14 protein-coding genes are annotated in these 19,955 nt (G+C 66.6%); 11 read left to right on the forward strand and 3 right to left on the reverse strand.

Annotated features, from left to right (window positions below):
* Positions 1-29 precede the first annotated feature (29 nt).
* Positions 30-1,199 carry a DUF1343 domain-containing protein gene (locus tag GXY47_08530; protein ID NLV31189.1) on the reverse strand — a complete coding sequence of 390 codons (1,170 nt, stop codon included), beginning with the start codon at positions 1,197-1,199 and terminating at the stop codon, positions 30-32.
* Positions 1,200-1,259: 60 nt separating this feature from the next.
* Between GXY47_08530 and dprA the strand changes: the two genes are divergently transcribed.
* The 6 genes from dprA (at position 1,260) to GXY47_08560 (ending at position 9,889) form a co-directional block, all read left to right on the forward strand.
* Complete coding sequence (gene dprA / locus GXY47_08535) at positions 1,260-2,393, forward strand: DNA-protecting protein DprA (protein NLV31190.1); 1,134 nt, start codon at positions 1,260-1,262, stop codon at positions 2,391-2,393.
* Between the two features lie 78 nt (positions 2,394-2,471).
* Positions 2,472-4,877 carry a type I DNA topoisomerase gene (gene topA / locus GXY47_08540; protein ID NLV31191.1) on the forward strand — a complete coding sequence of 802 codons (2,406 nt, stop codon included), beginning with the start codon at positions 2,472-2,474 and terminating at the stop codon, positions 4,875-4,877.
* Positions 4,878-4,983: 106 nt separating this feature from the next.
* A complete protein-coding gene (fusA, locus tag GXY47_08545; protein NLV31192.1) occupies positions 4,984-7,077 on the forward strand; it encodes an elongation factor G in 2,094 nt (697 codons plus the stop codon).
* Between the two features lie 4 nt (positions 7,078-7,081).
* A complete protein-coding gene (lgt, locus tag GXY47_08550) occupies positions 7,082-7,873 on the forward strand; it encodes a prolipoprotein diacylglyceryl transferase (GenBank protein ID NLV31193.1) in 792 nt (263 codons plus the stop codon).
* 74 nt (positions 7,874-7,947) lie between these two features.
* The gene (locus GXY47_08555) at positions 7,948-8,850 is read left to right on the forward strand and encodes an RluA family pseudouridine synthase (GenBank protein NLV31194.1); all 903 of its coding nucleotides are present in this window, start codon (positions 7,948-7,950) and stop codon (positions 8,848-8,850) included.
* A 70-nt stretch (positions 8,851-8,920) separates the two neighbouring features.
* Positions 8,921-9,889 carry a VWA domain-containing protein gene (locus tag GXY47_08560; GenBank protein NLV31195.1) on the forward strand — a complete coding sequence of 323 codons (969 nt, stop codon included), beginning with the start codon at positions 8,921-8,923 and terminating at the stop codon, positions 9,887-9,889.
* 34 nt (positions 9,890-9,923) lie between these two features.
* Here GXY47_08560 and GXY47_08565 read toward each other — a convergent pair whose 3' ends face one another.
* Together GXY47_08565 and GXY47_08570 are read right to left on the reverse strand one after the other, a co-directional pair.
* Positions 9,924-10,319: a BlaI/MecI/CopY family transcriptional regulator gene (locus tag GXY47_08565; GenBank protein NLV31196.1), complete on the reverse strand. Its 396-nt coding sequence runs from the start codon at positions 10,317-10,319 to the stop codon at positions 9,924-9,926.
* Positions 10,320-10,532: 213 nt separating this feature from the next.
* Positions 10,533-11,531 carry a DUF362 domain-containing protein gene (locus GXY47_08570; protein ID NLV31197.1) on the reverse strand — a complete coding sequence of 333 codons (999 nt, stop codon included), beginning with the start codon at positions 11,529-11,531 and terminating at the stop codon, positions 10,533-10,535.
* Between the two features lie 67 nt (positions 11,532-11,598).
* Here GXY47_08570 and thiI point away from each other — a divergent pair, with 67 nt between their 5' ends.
* The 5 genes from thiI to GXY47_08595 all read left to right on the forward strand — a co-directional run bounded on the left by thiI (position 11,599) and on the right by GXY47_08595 (position 19,883).
* Entirely contained in the window at positions 11,599-12,798 is a 1,200-nt protein-coding gene (thiI, locus tag GXY47_08575) for a tRNA 4-thiouridine(8) synthase ThiI (protein NLV31198.1), read from the forward strand.
* 113 nt (positions 12,799-12,911) lie between these two features.
* Positions 12,912-14,237 carry an aminotransferase class I/II-fold pyridoxal phosphate-dependent enzyme gene (locus GXY47_08580; GenBank protein NLV31199.1) on the forward strand — a complete coding sequence of 442 codons (1,326 nt, stop codon included), beginning with the start codon at positions 12,912-12,914 and terminating at the stop codon, positions 14,235-14,237.
* A 3-nt stretch (positions 14,238-14,240) separates the two neighbouring features.
* Positions 14,241-16,055 (forward strand): homoserine O-acetyltransferase, encoded by a 1,815-nt coding sequence (locus tag GXY47_08585; GenBank protein ID NLV31200.1) that lies wholly within the window; start codon positions 14,241-14,243, stop codon positions 16,053-16,055.
* A gap of 47 nt (positions 16,056-16,102) precedes the next feature.
* Positions 16,103-19,237 carry a glycosyl transferase family 51 gene (locus GXY47_08590; protein NLV31201.1) on the forward strand — a complete coding sequence of 1,045 codons (3,135 nt, stop codon included), beginning with the start codon at positions 16,103-16,105 and terminating at the stop codon, positions 19,235-19,237.
* A gap of 124 nt (positions 19,238-19,361) precedes the next feature.
* On the forward strand, positions 19,362-19,883 hold the full coding sequence (locus GXY47_08595) for a hypothetical protein (protein ID NLV31202.1): 522 nt from the start codon (positions 19,362-19,364) through the stop codon (positions 19,881-19,883).
* Positions 19,884-19,955: the final 72 nt, after the last annotated feature.

The raw sequence follows: 19,955 nt of genomic DNA on the forward strand, positions 1-19,955 counted from the left end.
CTGGTATATTAGCACATCCATATTCGGGGTTAATACAGAAGATAGGGCTCCCTGAGGCGGAGAAACCGCTCGACATCCGCCTGCCAGCTGCGGCGCATGGCCTCGATCGGCGTCCCCTTGCCGATCATCTCCGGGATCCGCCGGCTTCCGCACAGGATCTCGATCGGCAGTTTCTCGTACTCGTACTCGTACGGGGGCTGCCGCCAGGCGAAACGGTCCGGGTAGAGCGAGCGGGCGGCCGCAATCACCGCTATCCCCGTAAGGTAGGGTTCGAACGCCTCCCGGTCCGAAACATGGATCTGGATCCCGCCGCACATTTCGCCCGCCCATTTCTGGAAAGTGGGCTCGAAGTGCGCGGGGCGGAAACGGACCCCGCCCAGTCCCAGCCGGTCGAGGGCTTCGGCGTAATCCCGGCTGTCGATGAAGGGGGCGCCGACGAGCTCGAACGGCCGGGTCGTTCCCCTCCCCTCCGACAGCAGGGTCCCCTCGACGAGGACCGTCCCGGGGTAGACGGTGGCCGAATCGAGCGTGGGGAGGTTGGGCGAGGGGAGGACCCAGGGAAGGCCCGTGTCATCGAACCAGAAATCCCGGCGCCACCCCTCCATCGGCGCCACGGCCAGGTCGCACCCGATGCCGAATTCGGCGTTGAGGAACAGGGCCAGTTCCCCCGCGGTCATCCCGTGCCGCATCGGGATCGGGTAGAGGCCGACGAAGGAGCGGCAGTCCGGATCGAGCAGGTTCCCCTCGACCCGGACCCCGCCGATGGGATTGGGGCGGTCGAGCACGATCATGCGCTTGCCCCACCGGGCGCAGGCCTGCATGCAGTAAGCCATGGTATGGATGAAGGTATAGACCCTCGTCCCGGCGTCCTGGAGGTCGAACAGCAGCAGGTCGATGTCCGCCATCATCTCTTCGGTGGGGCGGCGGGTTTCGCCGTAGAGGCTGTGAACCGGCAGGAGCGTCGCCGGGTCCCGGTAGAAGCCCGATTCCACCATGTTGTCCTGTTTCTCGCCCCGGGCGCCGTGCTGAGGACCGAACAGCGACACCAGCCGGAGGTCGCGGCACTCCCGGAGCGCGTCGGCCGCGTGCCGGAGATCGGGCAGGACCGACGCGGGGTGCACCACCGCGCCCGCCCGTGCGCCCCCCGCCAGCGCCCGCGCGTTCTTCAGAAAACCCTCGATCCCCGGCCTGACTCCCATGGCTTCCATTATGAAGGAAATATGCGCCCGCACCGTGAAACAGTATCCCCGGCGGTCATTATGAAGGAAACAGCCGGCGATGTCCTGATCAAAAACGCCCTCGAGATCACCCTCCTCCCCGGGGTGGGGCCCGCCGCCTGCAGCCGGATCCGGGATGCGGCCCCGGACCTGGCAGGCCTCTTCCGGATGAACGGAGGCGCGCTGGGAAAGCTGGGGCTTGCGGGAGCGGCCTCCGCGGCGGTTCGTTCGCGCGCCTGCCGGGACCGGGCACGGGAAATATTCGAGTGGGGGGCCGCGGCGGGATGCGGCTTCCTGGTCCGGGGCACCGCCGGGTATCCCGAGCTCCTGGAGGAGATCTTCGACCCGCCGCTGGTCCTGTACGCCCGGGGGCGGACCGAAATTCTCGGCCGGGCGTGTCTGGCCGTCGTCGGCACCCGGAAACCGAGCCTGTACGGACTCAGGACGGCGGAAGAACTCTCCTCCGATCTCGCCGCCAGGGGGATCACCATCGTCTCGGGGATGGCCCGCGGGGTGGACGCCGCCGCCCACCGCGGCGCGCTCGCGGCCGGCGGCGCCACGGTGGCCGTGCTCGGCTCCGGCATCGACGTCGTCTACCCGCGCGAGCACGGGGCGCTCGCGCGCGAAATCGCCCGGCGCGGGGCGCTGCTGACGGAGTACCCCCCCGGCACCCCCCCCGCTCCTCACAACTTCCCGGCGCGCAACCGCATCGTGAGCGGACTCTCGCTGGGCGCCCTGGTCATAGAAGCCGCGAGCCAGAGCGGGTCGCTCATCACCGCCCGGCTGGCCGCCGAGCAGGGGCGAGAGGTTTTCGCCGTCCCCGGGAACCTGACCGTCCCGCAGAGTTTCGGGCCCAATTTCCTCATCAAGCAGGGGGCGAAGCTGGTCCAGTCCTGGCGCGACATCGTCGACGAGCTCCCCCCGTCCGTCGCGCGTGAAATCCACCTCAGGGACGAAGCGGCCCCCCCGGGGGGCGCACGGCAGGAGGCGCCTTCGGAAGAGGCCGGGGCCCTGCTCGAACTGCTCACCGGGGACGAACCCACCCTTTTTGACGAGGTCCACAGGCGGAGCGGGATCGACATTTCCCGCCTGTCGGCCCTCCTGCTCGATCTGGAAGGAAGGGGGCGGGTCCGGCAGCTGCCGGGGAATTATTATATAAAGACTTGCAAATACTGACGATAGGATCCAACAGAGGCATCGCTCCGCGATTTTTTCTTGGAATTTTGTGTCCGATTGGTGTAGTTTGCGCCTCCTATGAGCAAGGCACTGGTGGTTGTGGAATCCCCAGCCAAGGCAAAGACCATCGGCAAATACCTTGGCCGGAATTACATCGTCAAAGCGTCGGTCGGCCATATCAAGGACCTGCCCAAAAGCAAACTTGGCGTGGACGTGGAGAACGCCTTCACGCCCCAATACGGCGTGATCCCGGGCAAAGCCAAGGTGGTCAAGGAATTGCGCGCCGCGGCCAAGGGGATCAGCGACATCTACCTCGCGGCCGACCCCGATCGCGAAGGGGAAGCCATCTGCCAGCACCTGTCGGAGGAACTGTCGGGCAAGTCCAGGAACATCTACCGGGTGCTGTTTCACGAAATCACCAAGGGCGCCATCCTGGAGGCCTTCAAGAGTCCGGGGCGCATCAACCAGAACAAGGTGGACGCGCAGCTGGCACGCCGCATCCTGGACCGCCTGGTCGGCTACAAGATCAGCCCCCTGCTCTGGGAGAAGGTGCGCCGGGGGTTGTCGGCGGGAAGGGTCCAGACCGTGGCCCTGCGCCTGATCGTCGAGCGGGAACGCGAGATCCGCGCCTTCGAATCGGACGAATACTGGACCCTCGACGCGCAGCTGGGCGGAGAGAATCCCCCGGCCTTCAAGGCCAGGGCCCGGCTCCTGGAGGGGAAGAAGTGGGCCGTCGCCGACCGCGAGACCTCCGACCGGATCGTCGGCGAACTCCGCGGCGCGGATTTCGTCGTCCGCAGGATTCACCGCCGCGAAAAGAAGAAATACCCCGTCCCCCCCTTCATCACCAGCAAACTGCAGCAGGATTCGGCCCGCAAGCTCGGCTTCAGCGTCAAGCGGACCATGGTGGTGGCGCAGAAGCTGTACGAGGGGATAGAGGTCGGCGACGAAGGCGCGGTGGGGCTGATCACCTACATGCGGACCGATTCGACCCGGGTGGCCGAAAGCGCCCTCGAGGAAACACGCGACCTGATCCGCCGGACCTACGGCGAAGCCTACCTGCCGCACCACCCCATCTACTACAAATCCAGGAAGACGGCCCAGGAGGCGCACGAGGCGATCCGCCCGACTTCGGTGGCGCGGACCCCCGAAAGCCTGAAGGGGGTGCTCGAACCCGATCTCTGGAAGCTCTACAACCTGATCTGGAACCGCTTCGTCGCCTCCCAGATGAACCCCGCCCTGTTCGACCAGACCGACATCGACATCGAAGCCGGAAAGGTGGAGTTCCGCGCCACCGGATCGATCGCCAAGTTCCCGGGGTTTCTGGCCGTCTACCAGGAATCACGGCCCGAGGACGTCCCGGATGAATCCCCGGAACAGGGGGAGTCGGTGCTTCCCGAGACCCGCGAGGGGGAACGGCTGGAGCTCCGCGAACTCCTGCCGCTGCAGCATTTCACCCAGCCGCCGCCGAGGTACAACGAGGCGAGCCTGGTCAAGGCGCTGGAATCCAAGGGGATCGGGCGCCCGAGCACCTACGCCTCCATCCTGAGCACGATCCAGGACCGCGAATATGTCGACAAGAACGAGGGGCGTTTCCATCCCAGCGAAATCGGGGAGGTGGTTCTCGACCTGCTCGTCGGCAGCTTCCGGGAGCTTTTTGATTACGAGTACACCGCCAGGATGGAGGACCACCTCGACCGGATCGAGTCGGGACGGGAAGCCTGGCGGGAGACGATCGGGGAGTTTTACGGCAGCTTTTCGAGCAGCCTCGAGACGGCGGCGGCCGAAATGAGGGACATCAAGACCGAGGCGGTGGAAACCGACGAGGTCTGCGACAAGTGCGGCAGCATGATGATCATCAAATGGGGCAAATTCGGCCGCTTCCTCGCCTGCTCCGCCTACCCCGGATGCAAGAACACCCGGCAGATCGCCCCCGCAGGAACCGAGGGGGGGGGCGACGCCCCCCGGCCCGAGGACATCCAGTGCGAGAAATGCGGCAAGCCGATGGTGCTCAAGCGCGGGCGTTTCGGGGAATTCATGGCCTGTTCCGGGTATCCCGAGTGCCGCAACACGAAGAAGGTCATCAAATCGGCGGACCAGATCACCGTCACCCAGGACGTCCTCCTCGATGAGACCTGCCCCGTATGCGGCAAGCGCCTGGCCCTCAAGCACGGGCGCTTCGGCGAGTACACCGCCTGCAGCGACTACCCGGACTGCAAATTCATCAAGCTGAAATCGACCGGCGTCCGCTGCGGCCGGGCCGGGTGCACGGGCGAGATCGTCGAGCGCAAGTCGCGCCGCGGCAAGACCTTTTACGGCTGCTCCAACTACCCGGATTGCGATTTCGTGCTCTGGAACAAGCCCCTGCCCGATCCCTGCCCCCAGTGCGGCGCCCCCTTCACCCTCACCAAGACCACCAAGCGGACGGGGACGATCCGCTTCTGCAACAACGAAAACTGCGCCTTCAAGGAATCCCTGGACTAGCCCGGATCCCGCCCCGACAAGGCCCCCACTCCTCAATTGCGGCTGGGCAGGGGCCTGTGGTAGTATGGCCTCCTTTTATGTTTATTCCTCCCGAAAGGAGAGCTTTATGAGGGTTTTCGAGAGTGACTCCATCCGCAATATCTGCATCATCGGTCACGGCGCAGCCGGCAAAACCTCTCTGACATCCGCAATATTGTTCGACTCCGGCGCCGTCAACCGCCTCGCCCGCGTCGAGGACGGCAACACCGTGACAGACTGGGAAGACGAGGAAATCGAACGCAAGATCAGCATTGCCTGCGCCCTGGCGCACTGCGAATGGAACAAGAAGAAGATCAACATCCTGGACACGCCCGGGTACCGCCCGTTCCTGGCCGAAACGCAGCTGTCCGTGAGGGCGGCCGACGCGGCCGTCGTCGTCGTCGACGCGGTGGCGGGCGTGGAAGTGCAGACCGAGAAGGTGTGGAGCTTCTGCAACGAGTATTCCCTGCCGCGGATGATCGTGATCAACAAGGCGGACCGCGACAACGCCAGCAGCGAGCGCACCCTGGCGTCTCTCGAGGAGGCGTTCGGGCGGGCGGCGGTGGCGCTCGAAATCCCCATGGGGATGGAAAAGGAATTCTCCGGCGTCATCAGCCTCGTCACCGGCAAGGCCTATCGCTACGAGCGCGACGGTTCCGGCAAGTTCCAGGAGACGGAGGTCCCGGACCAGTACCGGGACGAGCTGGCCGAGCGGCGCGAGAAGCTGATCGAGATGGTGGCCGAGGGGAGCGACGCCCTGATGGAGAAGTTCTTCGCCGAGGGGACGCTCGAGCAGGCGGACCTGATGGAAGGGCTCAAGATCGGCGTCGGGCAGGGGAGCCTCTATCCCATCTTCTATGCGAGCTCGACGCTCAACATGGGCATTCCCCAGATCCTCGACGCCGTCACGGAGCTCTGCCCTTCCCCGGCCGCGGTGGGCCAATCGACGGGGACCGACCCGAAAACGGGGGAGCCGGCCGTGCGGAAGATCTCAAGCCGGGAGCCGTACGCGGCCTACGTCTTCAAGACGATCGCCGATCCCTTCGCGGGCCGCATCAGCCTGATCAAGCTCTATTCGGGAACGATGCGGTCCGACACCGTCTACCACAACCAGACCAGGGACAAGAGCGAAAAGCTGGGCCCGCTGCAGATTCCGCAGGGAAAAACCATGGTCCCCATCGGGGAGGTCCAGGCGGGCGACTTTTTCGCCGTCACCAAGCTGCGGGAAACCAGCACCGGGGACACCCTCTGCGACCCGGCCCACCCCATCCTCTTTTCGAGCGTCGAATTGCCCGAGCCCTCGATCACCTTCGCGATCGAGCCGAAGAGCCGCGGGGACGAGGACAAGATCAGCAATGCCATGGCCCGCATCATAGAGGAGGACGGCGCCATCCGCTACACGCGCGACCCGCAGACCAAGCAGCTGCTGCTGGCCGGCTCCGATCAGCTCCATGTCGAGGTCACCGTATCGAAGCTGAAAAAGCGCTACGGGGTCGAAGTCCTGTTGAAGACGCCCAAGATCCCCTACCGGGAAACGATCCGAGGCAAGGCCGACGTCCAGGGACGCCACAAGAAGCAGACGGGCGGGCACGGGCAGTTCGGCGACTGCTGGATCCGGATGGAACCGCTCCAGCGAGGCGGGGGATTCGAATTCGCGGATGACATCTTCGGCGGGGCGATCCCGCGCAACTTCATTCCGGCCGTCGAAAAGGGGATCGTGGAAGCGGCCGAACGCGGCTATCTCGCGGGGTTTCCCGTCGTCGATTTCAAGGTGACGCTCTACGACGGCAGTTTCCACCCCGTGGACTCCTCGGAAATGGCCTTCAAGATCGCGGGGAGGCTCGCCTTCAGGAAAGCCATGGAATCGGCCCGCCCCGTGCTGCTGGAACCGGTGATGGACGTCGAGATCTACGCGCCGCAGGAGTATGCGGGCGCGCTCACGGGAGACCTGAGCAGCCGCCGCGGCCGGCTCCAGGGGATGGACATCAAGCGCGACATCCAGATCATCAAGGCCCAGGTGCCCATGGCCGAAATGGTGTCCTACTCCCCCGTGCTCACCTCGATGACCGGGGGGCGCGGCAGCTACCACATGGAATTTTCGCATTACGACGAGGTGCCGGCCCAGATCGCGCAGAAGATCATCGAGGAATCGAGCAAGGACAAAAAGGAAGAGGAAGAATAGGCGCATGCATCCCAAGATCCTGGAAATCGGGCCCCTGACCATCCACACCTACGGCCTGCTGCTGGCCGCCGCCTTCATCGCGGGGATATGGATCACCAGCCGCAACGCCCGCAGGGAGGGGGTCCATCCGGACGCCATCTGGAACATGGGTCTTGTGGTCATCTTCGCGGCGCTGGTGGGCTCGAAGATCCTGCTCCTGCTGGCCGATTACGGCTACTACAGCCGCAATCCGCGCGAAATCTTTTCCCTGTCGACGCTCCGTTCGGCGGGGGTCTACTACGGGGGCCTGCTGCTGGCGCTCCTGTCCGCCGCCTGGTACCTGCGAAGAAAGCGGTTGCCGGCGTGGAAGGTGGCCGACGCGGCGGCCCCCGGAATCGCCCTGGGCCAGGCCATCGGGCGCCTGGGGTGCTTTTCGGCCGGCTGCTGCTACGGCCGCCCCACCGACATGCCGTGGGGCGTCACCTTTACGGACACCTACGCCTCCGACAATGTGGGCGTCCCCCTCAACATCGCGATCCACCCCACCCAGCTCTACGAATCGGCCGGGGCGCTCGGCCTGTTTTTTCTCCTGTCCTGGCGCCTCGGGAAAAATCACCGCCCCGGGCAGACCATCATGGAGTACCTCTGCCTGTACGCGCTGCTGCGCTTCGTGATCGAATTTTTCCGGGGGGACGAACGGGGCTTCCTTTTTTACGGACTGCTTTCCACTTCGCAGTTCATCGCCCTCCTGACGCTCCTGGGAGCGGCCGTCGTCTACTACGGCTTCATCCTCCGCGCGCCGGCGCCGGAAAATTGAGCCCGCCGGCCGCATCCTGGACAGCCGACGCGGATTCCGCCGGTGCGCGGCTGGACCGCTTCCTGGCCGAACGGATGCCCGACCGGAGCCGATCGCAGATCCAGGGCTGGATCCGCCGGGGGTGCGCGACGGTCGACGGCGCGGCGGTCAAGACCGGGCACCGGCTGCGGGCGGGGGAGCGGGTGGAGCTGGAGATTCCGATCCCGCCCGTGTCCGGTCCCTTCGCCGAAGCGATCCCGCTCGACATCCTGTTCGAGGACGCCGACCTGGTGGTCCTCAACAAGCCGGCGGGACTCGTCTGCCACGCCGGGGCCGGGGTGCGCTCGGGCACCCTCGTCAACGCGCTGCTCCACCACCTGGGGAGCCTGGAGGCCGGAGACCCGGAAAGGCCCGGCATCGTCCACCGGCTGGACAAGCTGACGAGCGGCGTCATGCTGGCGGCCAAGAACCCCCGCGCCCACCGCCTCCTGTCGGGCCAGTTCAAGAACCGGGAGATTCGCAAGGGCTATGTCGCGCTGGTGCACGGTTCACCCCGCCCCGGCCGCGCCACCATCGACTCGGCCATCGGGAGGGATCCCCGGAACCGGAAGCGCATGTCGTCCCGGGCCCGGCGCAAGCGCCCGGCCGTCACCCACTACGAGGTCCGGGAGGATTTCGGTTTTGCCGCCCTGCTCGACGTGCGGATCGAGACCGGCCGCACCCACCAGATCCGCGTCCATCTCGCCGAGAGCGGGCACCCCGTGGTGGGGGACGCGGTTTACGGGGGGAACCGGACCGCGAACCTGCCGCCCGCGATCGTGCCGGCGGCCGCGGGGCTCGGACGCCCTTTCCTGCATTCCGGCCGGCTCGAGTTCACCCACCCCCGCTCCGGCGCCCCCCTTACGTTCCAGGCCCCGCTGCCCGGGGAACTCGAACGCTTCCTGGCCCTGGTCCGGGCAGCGGGCCGACCCGGCGGAAGCGGGAGCGAGAGCGCTTGACTCACTCCCGGGGCCTTCCTATAATCACTGGGGGTTCTCGGCCGGATCCTTCTAAATTAAGGAAAACAAGATGCTTTTACGATTTGCCAGGTTGTCGCTCCTTTTCCTTCTGGGATGCCTGCTGACGGCGGGCCTCCCGCGCCAGGGGAGCATGGTGCCTCCGCTCGGGGCCCAGACCACGCTCCCCTCCGGGATTTCGGACCAGACATACCGCGTCAGCGTCGATCTGGTCAACGTCCTCTGCTCCGTCTTCGACCGGAAGACCGGTTTCTTCGTGACCAACCTGGCGCGCGAGGATTTCACCCTATACGAAGACGGCCAGCCTCAGGAAATCATCAATTTCGCCAGGGAAACGGACATGCCGCTTACCCTGGCGATGCTGGTCGACACCAGCGACAGCGTCAGCCCCAAGCTCCAGTTCATCCAGGACACGGCCACCAGTTTTTTCCAGACCGTGCTGCGCGACCGCGACCGCGCCATGCTGGTGGAATTCGACTCCTCGGTGACGCTGCTCCAGGATTTCACCAACGATCCGAACAAGATGGCCCGGCAGATCCGCAAGCTGCAGGCGGCCGGGGGGACGGCGCTCTACGACGCCATCGCCATGACGTGCGACGAAAAGCTGATCCGGGAGATCGGGCGCAAGGCCATCATCATCGTCTCCGACGGGGAGGATTTCTCCAGCCGGACCGACATGCGCCACGCGCTGGAGATGGCCCTGCGCGCGGAATCGACCATTTTCCCCATCAGCGTCAGCAAGGGGGGATTGTTCGGAACGGGGGATGATACCGAAGAGGGGGACCGGATCCTGAGGCAGCTGGCCCAGGAAACGGGGGGGAAGGTATTCTTCCCGGTCCAGGTGGAAGAGCTCGACGACGCGTTCCGCCAGATCAACCAGGAACTCCGCAGCCAATACAACCTGGGATATATCTCGTCGAACCCGCGCCGTGACGGGAGCTATCGAAAGATCGAAATCAAGGTCCCGGAGGGAAACCTGAAATTGAACTACCGCAAGGGGTACTACGCCCCCTCCAACTGACGGGCCGGATCCGGCCGACGGGCGGAACCGGGGCTCAGGCGACCTGGTTCTCCATCCCCGAATCGATCAGGCAACGGATGTTCCTCATCTGTTCGGGGCCCTTGACCTCGTTTTCCAGAACGTATTCGACCAGCTTCTCGGCATCGCCGTCAAAGAAGCGCGCGAGGACATCCTCGAGCTGGTTGTGCGTCGCCTGCCAGCGGGACAGCAGCGGCCGATAGACATAGGCCCGCCCGGCGCGGGAATGGGCCAGGGCCCCCTTCTCCTCGAGGATGCCCATCAGGGTGAGAATGGTGGTATAGGCCGTGGGCTTCTCCGCGCAGATCTCCTTGCGCACCTGCTTCACCGTCGCGGTCCCCAGTTTCCAGACCGCTTTCATGATTTGCAGTTCCTGTCGGGTGAGGATGATGGACACTAAATCGCGTTTCATTTTCCCTCCAAGATAACATTGATACGCGCGCTGACTGAGCCGCCGGCAGTCGATGCCACAGGCGTCCCTAATACCGTTACGCCCGAAATGGGCAGGAGGTTACAGCGGGAAATCATGAATCTGCCGCCGCATGACCGGGTGGGCCCCGGGCACGAACGGATCCGTATTGTTCAGATGAGGAAAGGGGGCGATGGTTTCAAAAAAATCGGCGGGTCAGGGTGTTTCGGCCGGATGGAGGAGGATGTATTCCAGCCGGGAGGCGTAGGCCTGGCTCCGGGCGTCGCCCGTCACGAGGCGGATCCCGGCGGCCGAGCGGGCCCCCAGGCCGAGTTCGGCCGCCCGGGAGATCTGGCCCTGGCCGAAAACACCCGCCTTCCCCCCGGCGACCGCGGCGCCGGAGCGCTCGAGGATCGCCAGGCCGACGGCATCGAGCGCCACCCTGTCGGTGGACGCCGCGATGACGCCCGGATGGGCCTCTTCCCCCGCCTCCGGCCCCCCGGAGACAAAGACCGAAGAGGCATCCATGACCAGAAGCCGCGGGGTGTAAGCCTGGTTCGCCTCGGCGATCAGGAAACACTGGTCGTCGGAGGCATGGAGTTCCCGCATGTAGTTGTAGCCGTTCTCCGGGTCGTACTTGGCCAGCAGCCCGATGGAGTTCTTCAGGCTGGCGCTGTAGCCTCCGCCGAAACGGTGGGTCTTCAGGTTGCAGAGCTGGACCACGCACCCGCCGTCGCCCAGAAAGGCGGGAACCTCCACCCCGCGGCTCCAGTGGGACCCGGGCAGGTCGACGCGGCGCCAGGCGGCGACCCCGGGTTCCTCCAGGGGGAGGAAGTCGAGCCCCAAATCCCGGATCAGCTCCAGGACGCCCAGCTCCCGCATCACCGCCCGAGTCCGCCCCATCCCGCTTCTTTCCGCCAGGACCACCCGGCCGGCGCCGCAGCGGAGGAGCACCCCGACCAGCGCCCGCAGGGCGTCGGGGTGGGTGGAGGCCGGGAAAGGATCGGCGCTGTTGTAACTCGCCTTGAGGTAGACGCCGCGCCCCCCGAAATCGGCCCCTCCCAGCAACTCCACCGCCCGGTGAACGCCGTAGTTGCGGTCCCCCGTCTTCACCAGAGCCACGGTGGAGCCGTCGTCCCCCCGGCCTTCGCCGCCGAGGAGCGACATCCCCGCCAGGAGCGTCAGCCGATGGAATTCCCTGCGCGTCATCCGCATGGGGCCATTGTATAACGCCCCTTATTTTCATGCGGCAAATTTCCGGCGATGCGATAAGATTACGGCCGTGAAACGCACAATCCTGATCCATTACCACGAAATCAATCTCAAGGGGAACAACCGCGGCTGGTTCGAGACCTGCCTCGAACGCCACGTGGCGCGCCTCCTCCAGGGGCTGGAGACGGCCTCGATCCGGCGCTTCGCCGGCCGCCTGCTGGTCGAGCTCACCGGGGACTCCCCGGCCGGGGAAATCACGCGCCGGCTCGAAAAGGTGTTCGGAATCGCCAATTTCATCGTCGCCCGCGAAGTGCCGGCGGAGATCGACGCCATCGAGTCGGAACTGGCCCTGCTGGTCGCCTCCACCCGGTTCCGGTCCTTCAAGATGGATTGCCGGCGCGGGACGAAGGAGTTTCCGCTCGATTCCCAGCAGCTGAACCGGCGCCTGGGCGCCTTCGTACAGGATCGCACCGGGGCCGAGGTGCGGATGGAGGGGGCCGAGGCGGTGTTCGGGATCGAAATCGTCAAGGGCCGGGCGTTTCTCCACCTCTCCCGCATCCAGGGGGCCGGGGGGCTCCCTTCCGGTTCGGGAGGAAAGGTGCTGTGCCTGCTCTCGGGCGGGATCGACTCCCCCGTGGCCGCCTGGCGCATGATGCGGCGAGGCTGCCGGGTGCACCACGTTCACTTTCACAGCTATCCCCACACGACGGTGGAATCGCAGGAGAAGGTCCGGCGCCTTCTCGGGATCCTCTCCCGCTTCCAGCTGGAGTCCACCCTCTGGATGGTCCCCTTCGCCGAGGTGCAGCGCGAGATCGTCGCCTACGCCCCGCCCGCGTTGCGCGTCGTCCTCTACCGGCGCTTCATGGTCCGGATCGCCGAGGCGGTCGCCCGGAACGAAAAAGCGGCCGCCCTGGTCACGGGAGACAGCCTGGGACAGGTGGCGAGCCAGACGCTCGACAATATCCGGACCATCTCCGCCGCCGCGACGATGCCGGTTTTCCGCCCCCTCATCGGGGACGACAAGGAGGGGATCATCCGCATCGCCAGGGCCATCGGGACCTACGAGACCAGCATCCAGGCCGACCAGGACTGCTGTTCCCTCTTCATCCCGCGCCACCCGGAAACCGCGGCCGATCCCGAAAAGGCCGCGCGCGCCGAAAGCGGGCTGGACGTGGCGCGTCTCGTGGACAACGCCATGGCCGGGGCGGCGCGCGAAACCATCTCCGCGGACTTCGGCCCCGGCCCGGACCCGGGCCCGCGGGACGACTGACCGGCGGGCGGGCGCCTGCGGCCGGGCCCCGGCGCAGGATGGATCGATCTTGACAAATCTCCCGTGGATCATAAGTTTTATAGGACACCCTCGCGGGAGAAGGGACGGGGAAAATGGATGACACGAAAACGGGGTACCGCCTGGGGACCCTGGCGCTGCATGCGGGTCAGCGGCCGGATCCGGAAACGCTCTCCTCCGCGGTGCCCATCTACGCGACCAGCAGTTATGTCTTCAAAAGCACCCGGCACGCCGCCGACCTGTTCGCGCTGCGCGAGCAGGGGAACATCTATTCCCGGCTGACCAATCCCACCACGGAGGTCCTGGAGAAGAGGCTGACGGCCCTCGACGGGGGGATCGGGGCCCTCGCTTTCAGCAGCGGGCAGGCGGCCATCACGGCCGCCGTTCTCACCCTCGCGCATTCGGGCCAGAATTTCCTCTCCTCCACCAGCCTTTACGGCGGCACGTGGACCCTGTTTTCCCAGACCTTCAGGAAACTGGGGGTCGAGGTCCGATTCTTCAACCCGGATGAACCGGAGCGGATGTCCCGCCTGATCGACGACAACACCCGCCTGGTCTACCTCGAGTCGATCGGGAACCCGAAGAACGACATCCCCGATCTCCGGGCCGTCTCCGAGGTCGCGCACCGCCACGGCCTGCCCGTCATCGTCGACAACACCCTGCTCACTCCGGTGCTGCTCCGTCCCATCGAGCACGGGGCGGACATCGTAGTCTATTCCACGACCAAGTTTATCGGCGGCCACGGCGTCCATGTCGGGGGCGCCGTCGTCGACAGCGGCAGGTTTCCCTGGGCGGACAACCCCGCGAAATGGCCCGAGTTCACCGCCCCCGACGAAGCCTACCACGGGATGGTTTTCACCGAAGCCCTCGAGCCCCTGGGCAACATGGCCTATATCATGCACGCGCGCACCCACTGGCTGAGAGACACCGGCGCCTGCATGAGCCCGTTTGCGGCCTTCCTCTTCCTGCTGGGGCTGGAAACGCTCGAGGTGCGCATCGAGCGGCATGTCGCCAACGCGGCGGCCCTGGCCGGGTGGCTCGAAAACCACCCCGACGTGGTGTGGGTGAACTACCCGGGACTCGAGAGCCACCCGTACCACCGGCGGGCGGCCGAGCTGCTCCCCGGCGGCGCCGGGGCCATCGTCGGGTTCGGAATCCGCGGCGGCCGGGAAGCGGGCGTCCGCTTCATCGAAGCCGTCAGGCTGGCGAGCCACCTGGCCAACATCGGGGACGCGCGCACCCTGGTCATCCACCCCGCGTCCACCACCCACTCCCAGCTGACCGAAGAGGAGCAGCGGGCGGCGGGCGTCACCCCCGAATACATCCGGGTCTCCGTGGGGATCGAGGATTTCGGCGACATCCGCGAAGACTTCGCCCGGGCTCTCGCGGCGTCCCGCGGCCCGGAACCGCCGGCGGAGTGACCCATGGCCCCCGACCTGTTTGAAAGCAGCGACAGCGTACGCACGGGCCGGCCGCTCGTTCATGCGCGGAGCTTTGCCCTCCCGGGCCCGCTCAGTTTGGAGCTGGGCGAGCGGCTCCACGGCGTCACCGTGACCTACGAGACTTACGGGAGGCTGAGCGGCGCGCGGGACAACGTCATCCTGATCTGCCATGCCCTGAGCGGGGATTCCCACGTGGCCCGGCACACGGCCGACGACGACCCCGGGTGGTGGGACCTCGTCGTCGGTCCGGGCCTGTCGATCGACACCGACCGCTACTTCGTCCTCTGCTCCAACGCCCTCGGCGGCTGCCGGGGCACCACGGGCCCCAACAGCCTGAACCCGGCCACGGGCCGGATCTACGGGGCCGATTTCCCCACCATCACGACGGGCGACATCGTCGAGGTGCAGCGACTGCTGCTCGACCACCTGGGGATCGACCGCCTGCTCGCCGTGGTCGGCGGCTCGATGGGGGGGCAGCAGGCGCTCACCTGGGCCGTGCGGTACCCCGAACGGGTCGCGGGCGTCGTGGCCATCGCCACCAGCGCCCGGCTGACGACCCAGGCGCTGGCCTTCGACGTGGTCGGGCGCAACGCGATCCAGCGCGACCCCGATTTCCGGGGCGGCCAGTACCAGAGCGAAGGCACGACGCCGGCCGTGGGGCTCGCGCTGGCGCGCATGCTGGGGCACATCACCTATCTCTCCCCCGAATCGATGCGGCGGAAGTTCGGCGCCGACCGCCTGAAGCCGCGGGACCTGTCCACGGCGTTCGAAAAGCGGTTCAGCGTGGGCTCCTACCTGGCCTACCAGGGGGACAAATTCGTGGAACGGTTCGACGCCAACAGCTACATCAGGCTTTCGCTGGCGATGGACCTCTTCGACCTGGGGGAAACGCTGGAGGCCCTGTCCGAAAACCTGGGGCGGTCGCAATGCCGGTGGCTCATCGTCAGCTTCACCAGCGACTGGCTCTTCCCCCCCGGACAGTCGCGCGAGCTGGTCCACGCGCTGATCGCGCGCAACAAGCCGGTCAGCTACGGCAACATCGCCAGTTCCTGCGGCCACGACGCGTTCCTGCTGCCAGACGAACTCCCGGTTTACGGGGGGTTCATGCGTGCCTTCCTCCAGAACCTGCGCGGCGCCCCCGAGCAGACCGGGGAGGAGGAGGACCTGGACGCGGACGCCCCGACGAGCATCTTCGGCGCCCTGCGCCGCCCCCGGATCGACTACAACCAGATCGTGCGCCTGATCCACCCGGCCGCCAGTGTGCTCGACCTCGGCTGCGGCCGGGGATCGCTCCTGGTCCGGCTGCGCGGGGAGGGGAACCGGAAGCTCGTGGGGCTCGAGATCAACGAGGAGGACGTGCTGCACTGCCTGGAACGCGGGTTCGACGTCATCCAGGCCGATCTGAACTCGGGGCTGGAGATCTTTTCGGACTCCCAGTTCGACTGCGTCGTGCTCTCGCACACCCTCCAGGCGGTCCGGGACGTCGAGCGCCTCATCAACGAGATGCTGCGGGTGGGCCGGCGCTCCATAGTGAGCTTCCCCAATTTCGCCTACCACAAGCTGCGCCGGATGCTGCAGGAAGAGGGGAAGTCGCCGCTTTCCTCCGGTCTTCTGCGCCACGAGTGGTACAACACCCCGAATATCCGCTTCTTCTCCATCGCCGATTTCGAGGATTTCTGCCGGGATCATCACATCACCGTCCATGAACGGATCTCGCTGGACACGGAGGAGGGGCGCGTGGTGACCGATGACGCCAACCGGCTTGCCGACATGGCCATTTTCGTGATCAGCCGCTGAGGATCACTCACAACCGTCCGATCGGATACCGCGGAGGATGGGCGCTCATGGGCGACGATGAGGACAAGGGATTTCTGGGCATCACCCTGCGCCGGATCCTCCGCCTGCGGCCGGCCGGCCTGAAGGCGCTTTTCCGCGGCCACCCCCGTTTCTTCAGATGGACCGCCGTCCTGCTGGTCGTGTCGTGCGCGGCCCTTTACGAAATGCGCACCTCCGCTTTCAGTTCCCGCGCCCTTTCCTACTACGCCGGAAAGCTGTCGTACCGGGTGGAACCGGGACCCAGCCCCAACATCGTCTTCCCCAGGCACGGGCCGTACGACATCCGCACCGGGTACGCCCTGATCCCCGATTTCGTGCGGCGCCTCGGCGCGGCAGGATACACCGTCGGCAGGCAGGTCCGGTTCTCGCGCGAACTGGAGCGGGTCGCGGGCTGGGGCATCCTCCCCCCCTACCCCGAACCGACCTCCACCAAGCTCAGGATCCGCGGCAACGACGGCCAGCCCCTGTTTGCGGCCCCCCTGGCCGAGTACCACTTCGAGAGTTTCGAGGCGATCCCGCCCCTGGTCGTGAAGGGTCTGCTCATCATCGAAAACCGGGAACTCGATCAGCCGGCCGACGCGAGGACCAACCCCGTCGTCGACTGGGACCGGCTCGCCAAGGCCATCTTCCTCTATGCCGGCAACAGGCTGGGGCTCCCCCTCTCCGTCGAGGGGGGGAGCACCCTGGCCACGCAGATGCAGAAATTCCGGCACTCGGACGAGGGGAGGACCGACTCGGTGCTGGCCAAGCTCCGGCAGATGACGGACGCCAGTTTGCGCGTCTACCAGGGCGGGATGGATACGCGCGAGGAGCGGCGGCGGATCGTGCTGAACTACCTCAATTCCATCCCGCTGGCGGCGACCCCCGGGTACGGGGAAATCCACGGCCTCGGCAACGGCCTCTACTCCTGGTTCGGGCTCGACTTCCAGCAGGCCTGCAAGGTCCTGGGCGATCCGGCCGAAACGGACGAGAAGGCCCGGATCTTCAAACAGGTCATGGCCCTTCTCTGCGCCGTCCGGGCCCCGAGCCATTACCTGCTGAACGGCCGCGCGGCCCTCGAAAACCGGGTCGATTTCTACGTCCGGTTCCTGGCCGAGGCGGGGGCGATCTCCGGGGACTTCGCCCGGCGCGTCCAGGCCGCGCCCGTCGCCTTTTCCGCCCGTCCCCCGAGATACTCCGTCCCCTTCTACGCCGAAAACAAGGCGGTCAACGAGATCCGTGCAAACCTGGCCGGGCTCCTGGGGGTGCCCGGGCTGTACGAACTCGACCGCCTCCACCTGGACGTCGAATCGACCATCGACCCCGTTTTCCAGCACCGGGTCGCGACCCTCTTCGCCGCGCTGCGGGACCCCGCCTTCATCGCCGGGCGGGGCCTCGGGGGGGAGCGGCTCCTGGGCCGGGGGGATCCTTCCCGCGTCATCTACGGGCTGATCCTGGTCGAGAAGACCCCCCGGGGGAACCTCGTGCGCGGCATCACCGACAACCTCGACGCCCCGTTCGACATCAACACCGGGATGAAGATGCAGCTGGGGAGCACGGCCAAGCTCCGCGTCCTGGCCCATTACCTCGACATCGCCGCGACGCTCCACGGGCAATTCGCGCGCCTGGACGCCGGAGCCCTGGAGCGGGAAAGGGAGAGAGCGCGCGATCCCATCACCCGTTGGGCCGTGAAAACGCTCGGGGGAGAGCCCAGGCCCCGGCTCGAGGCGTTTCTGGAGCTGGCGCTCGACCGCAGGTACTCCGCCGGAACCGGGGAGCGGTTTTTCACCGGAGGCGGCCTCCACACCTTCGGCAATTTCAACCGCGCCGACGGCGGACGCATCGTCACCGTCCGCGAAGCCACGCGCCACTCCATCAACCTTGTCTACGTGCGCCTGATGCGCGACCTCGTCGATTTCCACGCGGCCCGCCTCCCCTACGACACCGAAAAAATTCTCGCCGAACCCGATCACCCCGTCCGGCGCCGGATGCTGCGGGAGCTCGCCGAGGAGGAGTCGCGCCATTTCCTCCGCGAGGCCTGGCGCGCGTTCCGGAAGCGCGACCCGGCCGCCGTCCTGAAGGCTTTTCTGGGGGAGAAGGCGCCGTCCCCGCGCCACCTGGCCATCACCTTCTACTCCTGGCACCGTGGCGGGGACGCCGCCGCCCTGGCCCGATGGATGGAGCGCTTCGGGGCCGACGGCTCCCCCCAGGCGGTGGAGCGGTGGGTCAAGGCTTACGGGAACCCCCGGCTCGGGCTGTCCGATTACGGGTACCTTCTCGGGGAACATCCCCTGCGGCTCTGGGCGGCCGGCGCCCTTTTCCGGGAACCGGAACTGTCCTGGGAGGAACTCTGGGCCCGGAGCGGCGGCGCCCGCCAGGTGACGGCCGTCTGGCTCCTGAAGGAGGGCAACCGCGCCCCCCAGGAGCGCAGGCTGCGCATCCGTATCGAACAGGACGCCTTCCGGCGAATGACCCCCGCCTGGCGCCGGCTCGGGTTTCCGTTCGACAGCCTGGTGCCGTCGCTGGCCACCGCCCTGGGGAGTTCGGGCGACCGGCCCGAAGCCCTGGCCGAGCTCATGGGAATCCTGCTCAACGACGGGGAGCACCGGCCCGGCATGCGCATCACGCGCCTCCGGTTCGCCGAAAACACCCCCTATGAAACGGTACTGGAACCGGATGAAGCCGAGGGGCGGCGCGTGTTGCCCCGCGCCGTGGCCCGGGCGATCCTCCCGGTCCTGGCCGGCGTCGTCGAGTCGGGAACGGCCGCAAGGCTGTCCGGCGCCTTCGTGCTCGGGGACCGGCCCCTCGTGGCGGGGGGGAAAACGGGCTCCGGGGACAACCGCGTCACCACCGTGGACCGGGGCGGGCGGGTGCTCTCCTCCCGCGCCATCGACCGCACGGCCACCTTCGTCTTCTACATAGGGGACCGCTACTACGGGGTCCTCACGGCGTTCGTGCCGGGGAGTCAGGCCGGGGAGTACCGGTTCACCAGCGCCCTCCCCGTTTCCATCCTGAAGATCCTGGCCCCCGACATCGAGTCGCTGCGGAGGCGCTCGGACGCGATCGAGGCCGCAGAGCCCCCCCACCCCCCCGGCCCGGGAGGCCCGATTTCAAATCCCCTACCGCCGCCGCCCCGGGGCAACACACTGTCACCCAATAAATAGAGGGCATTTCCGGCTAAACTTCCGCCCTTCATCCGCCGATCATATGGAGTGCCGGAATCCGGCGCCGATCTGCACCGGGAAACGATGCGACAGCGCACGGCAGTGCGGCGGAAGAGCGGACACCATGAAACAACGAAAAAGAACCTTTGACGGCTCCGACCGGAGACAGTGGCGGCGCCTGACCCCGCAGGATGTCCCCTCCCTCAAGGGGGTATCCATCAACCAGGGAACCGAAGCCTGCGTGATCGACATCTCCAAGGGGGGGATGCTGCTCCACACGGTGTTCCGGCTGCGCCCGGACATGAAAATCCTTCTCAAGATCATGACGACCAAGGGCGTTTTCAAAGTCTCCGGCATCGTCCTGCGATCCAGCATCAAGTCGATCTCGGGCGCCCCGCTCTACGAATCGGCCATCACCTTCGAGAGTCCCCTGACCGTCCTGGACGACCTGGCGGTGAAAACCGCGCCCGCTGCCGAGCCGCGCCCGATCCCGGCTCCGGACATCGTAAACGATTTCGGAGATCCCAAACCGTCACCCCCCCCCGGGGAAATCAGCGAGCGGGAGGATCCCGCCGTCCTGACGGTCCTGGCGCCGGGCGGTTTGGGAGCGGACCTGGACCGGATGCTCCAGATGAACGACTGGTGACCCCTTGAGGACTTCGGGCGAAGGGTGCATATTCAGAGAATGACCGCCCCCTGGCGTCCGGCATCGGGCACG

The sequence above is a fragment of the Acidobacteriota bacterium genome, assembly GCA_012729555.1.
Lineage (GTDB): Bacteria > Acidobacteriota > UBA6911 > UBA6911 > UBA6911 > UBA6911.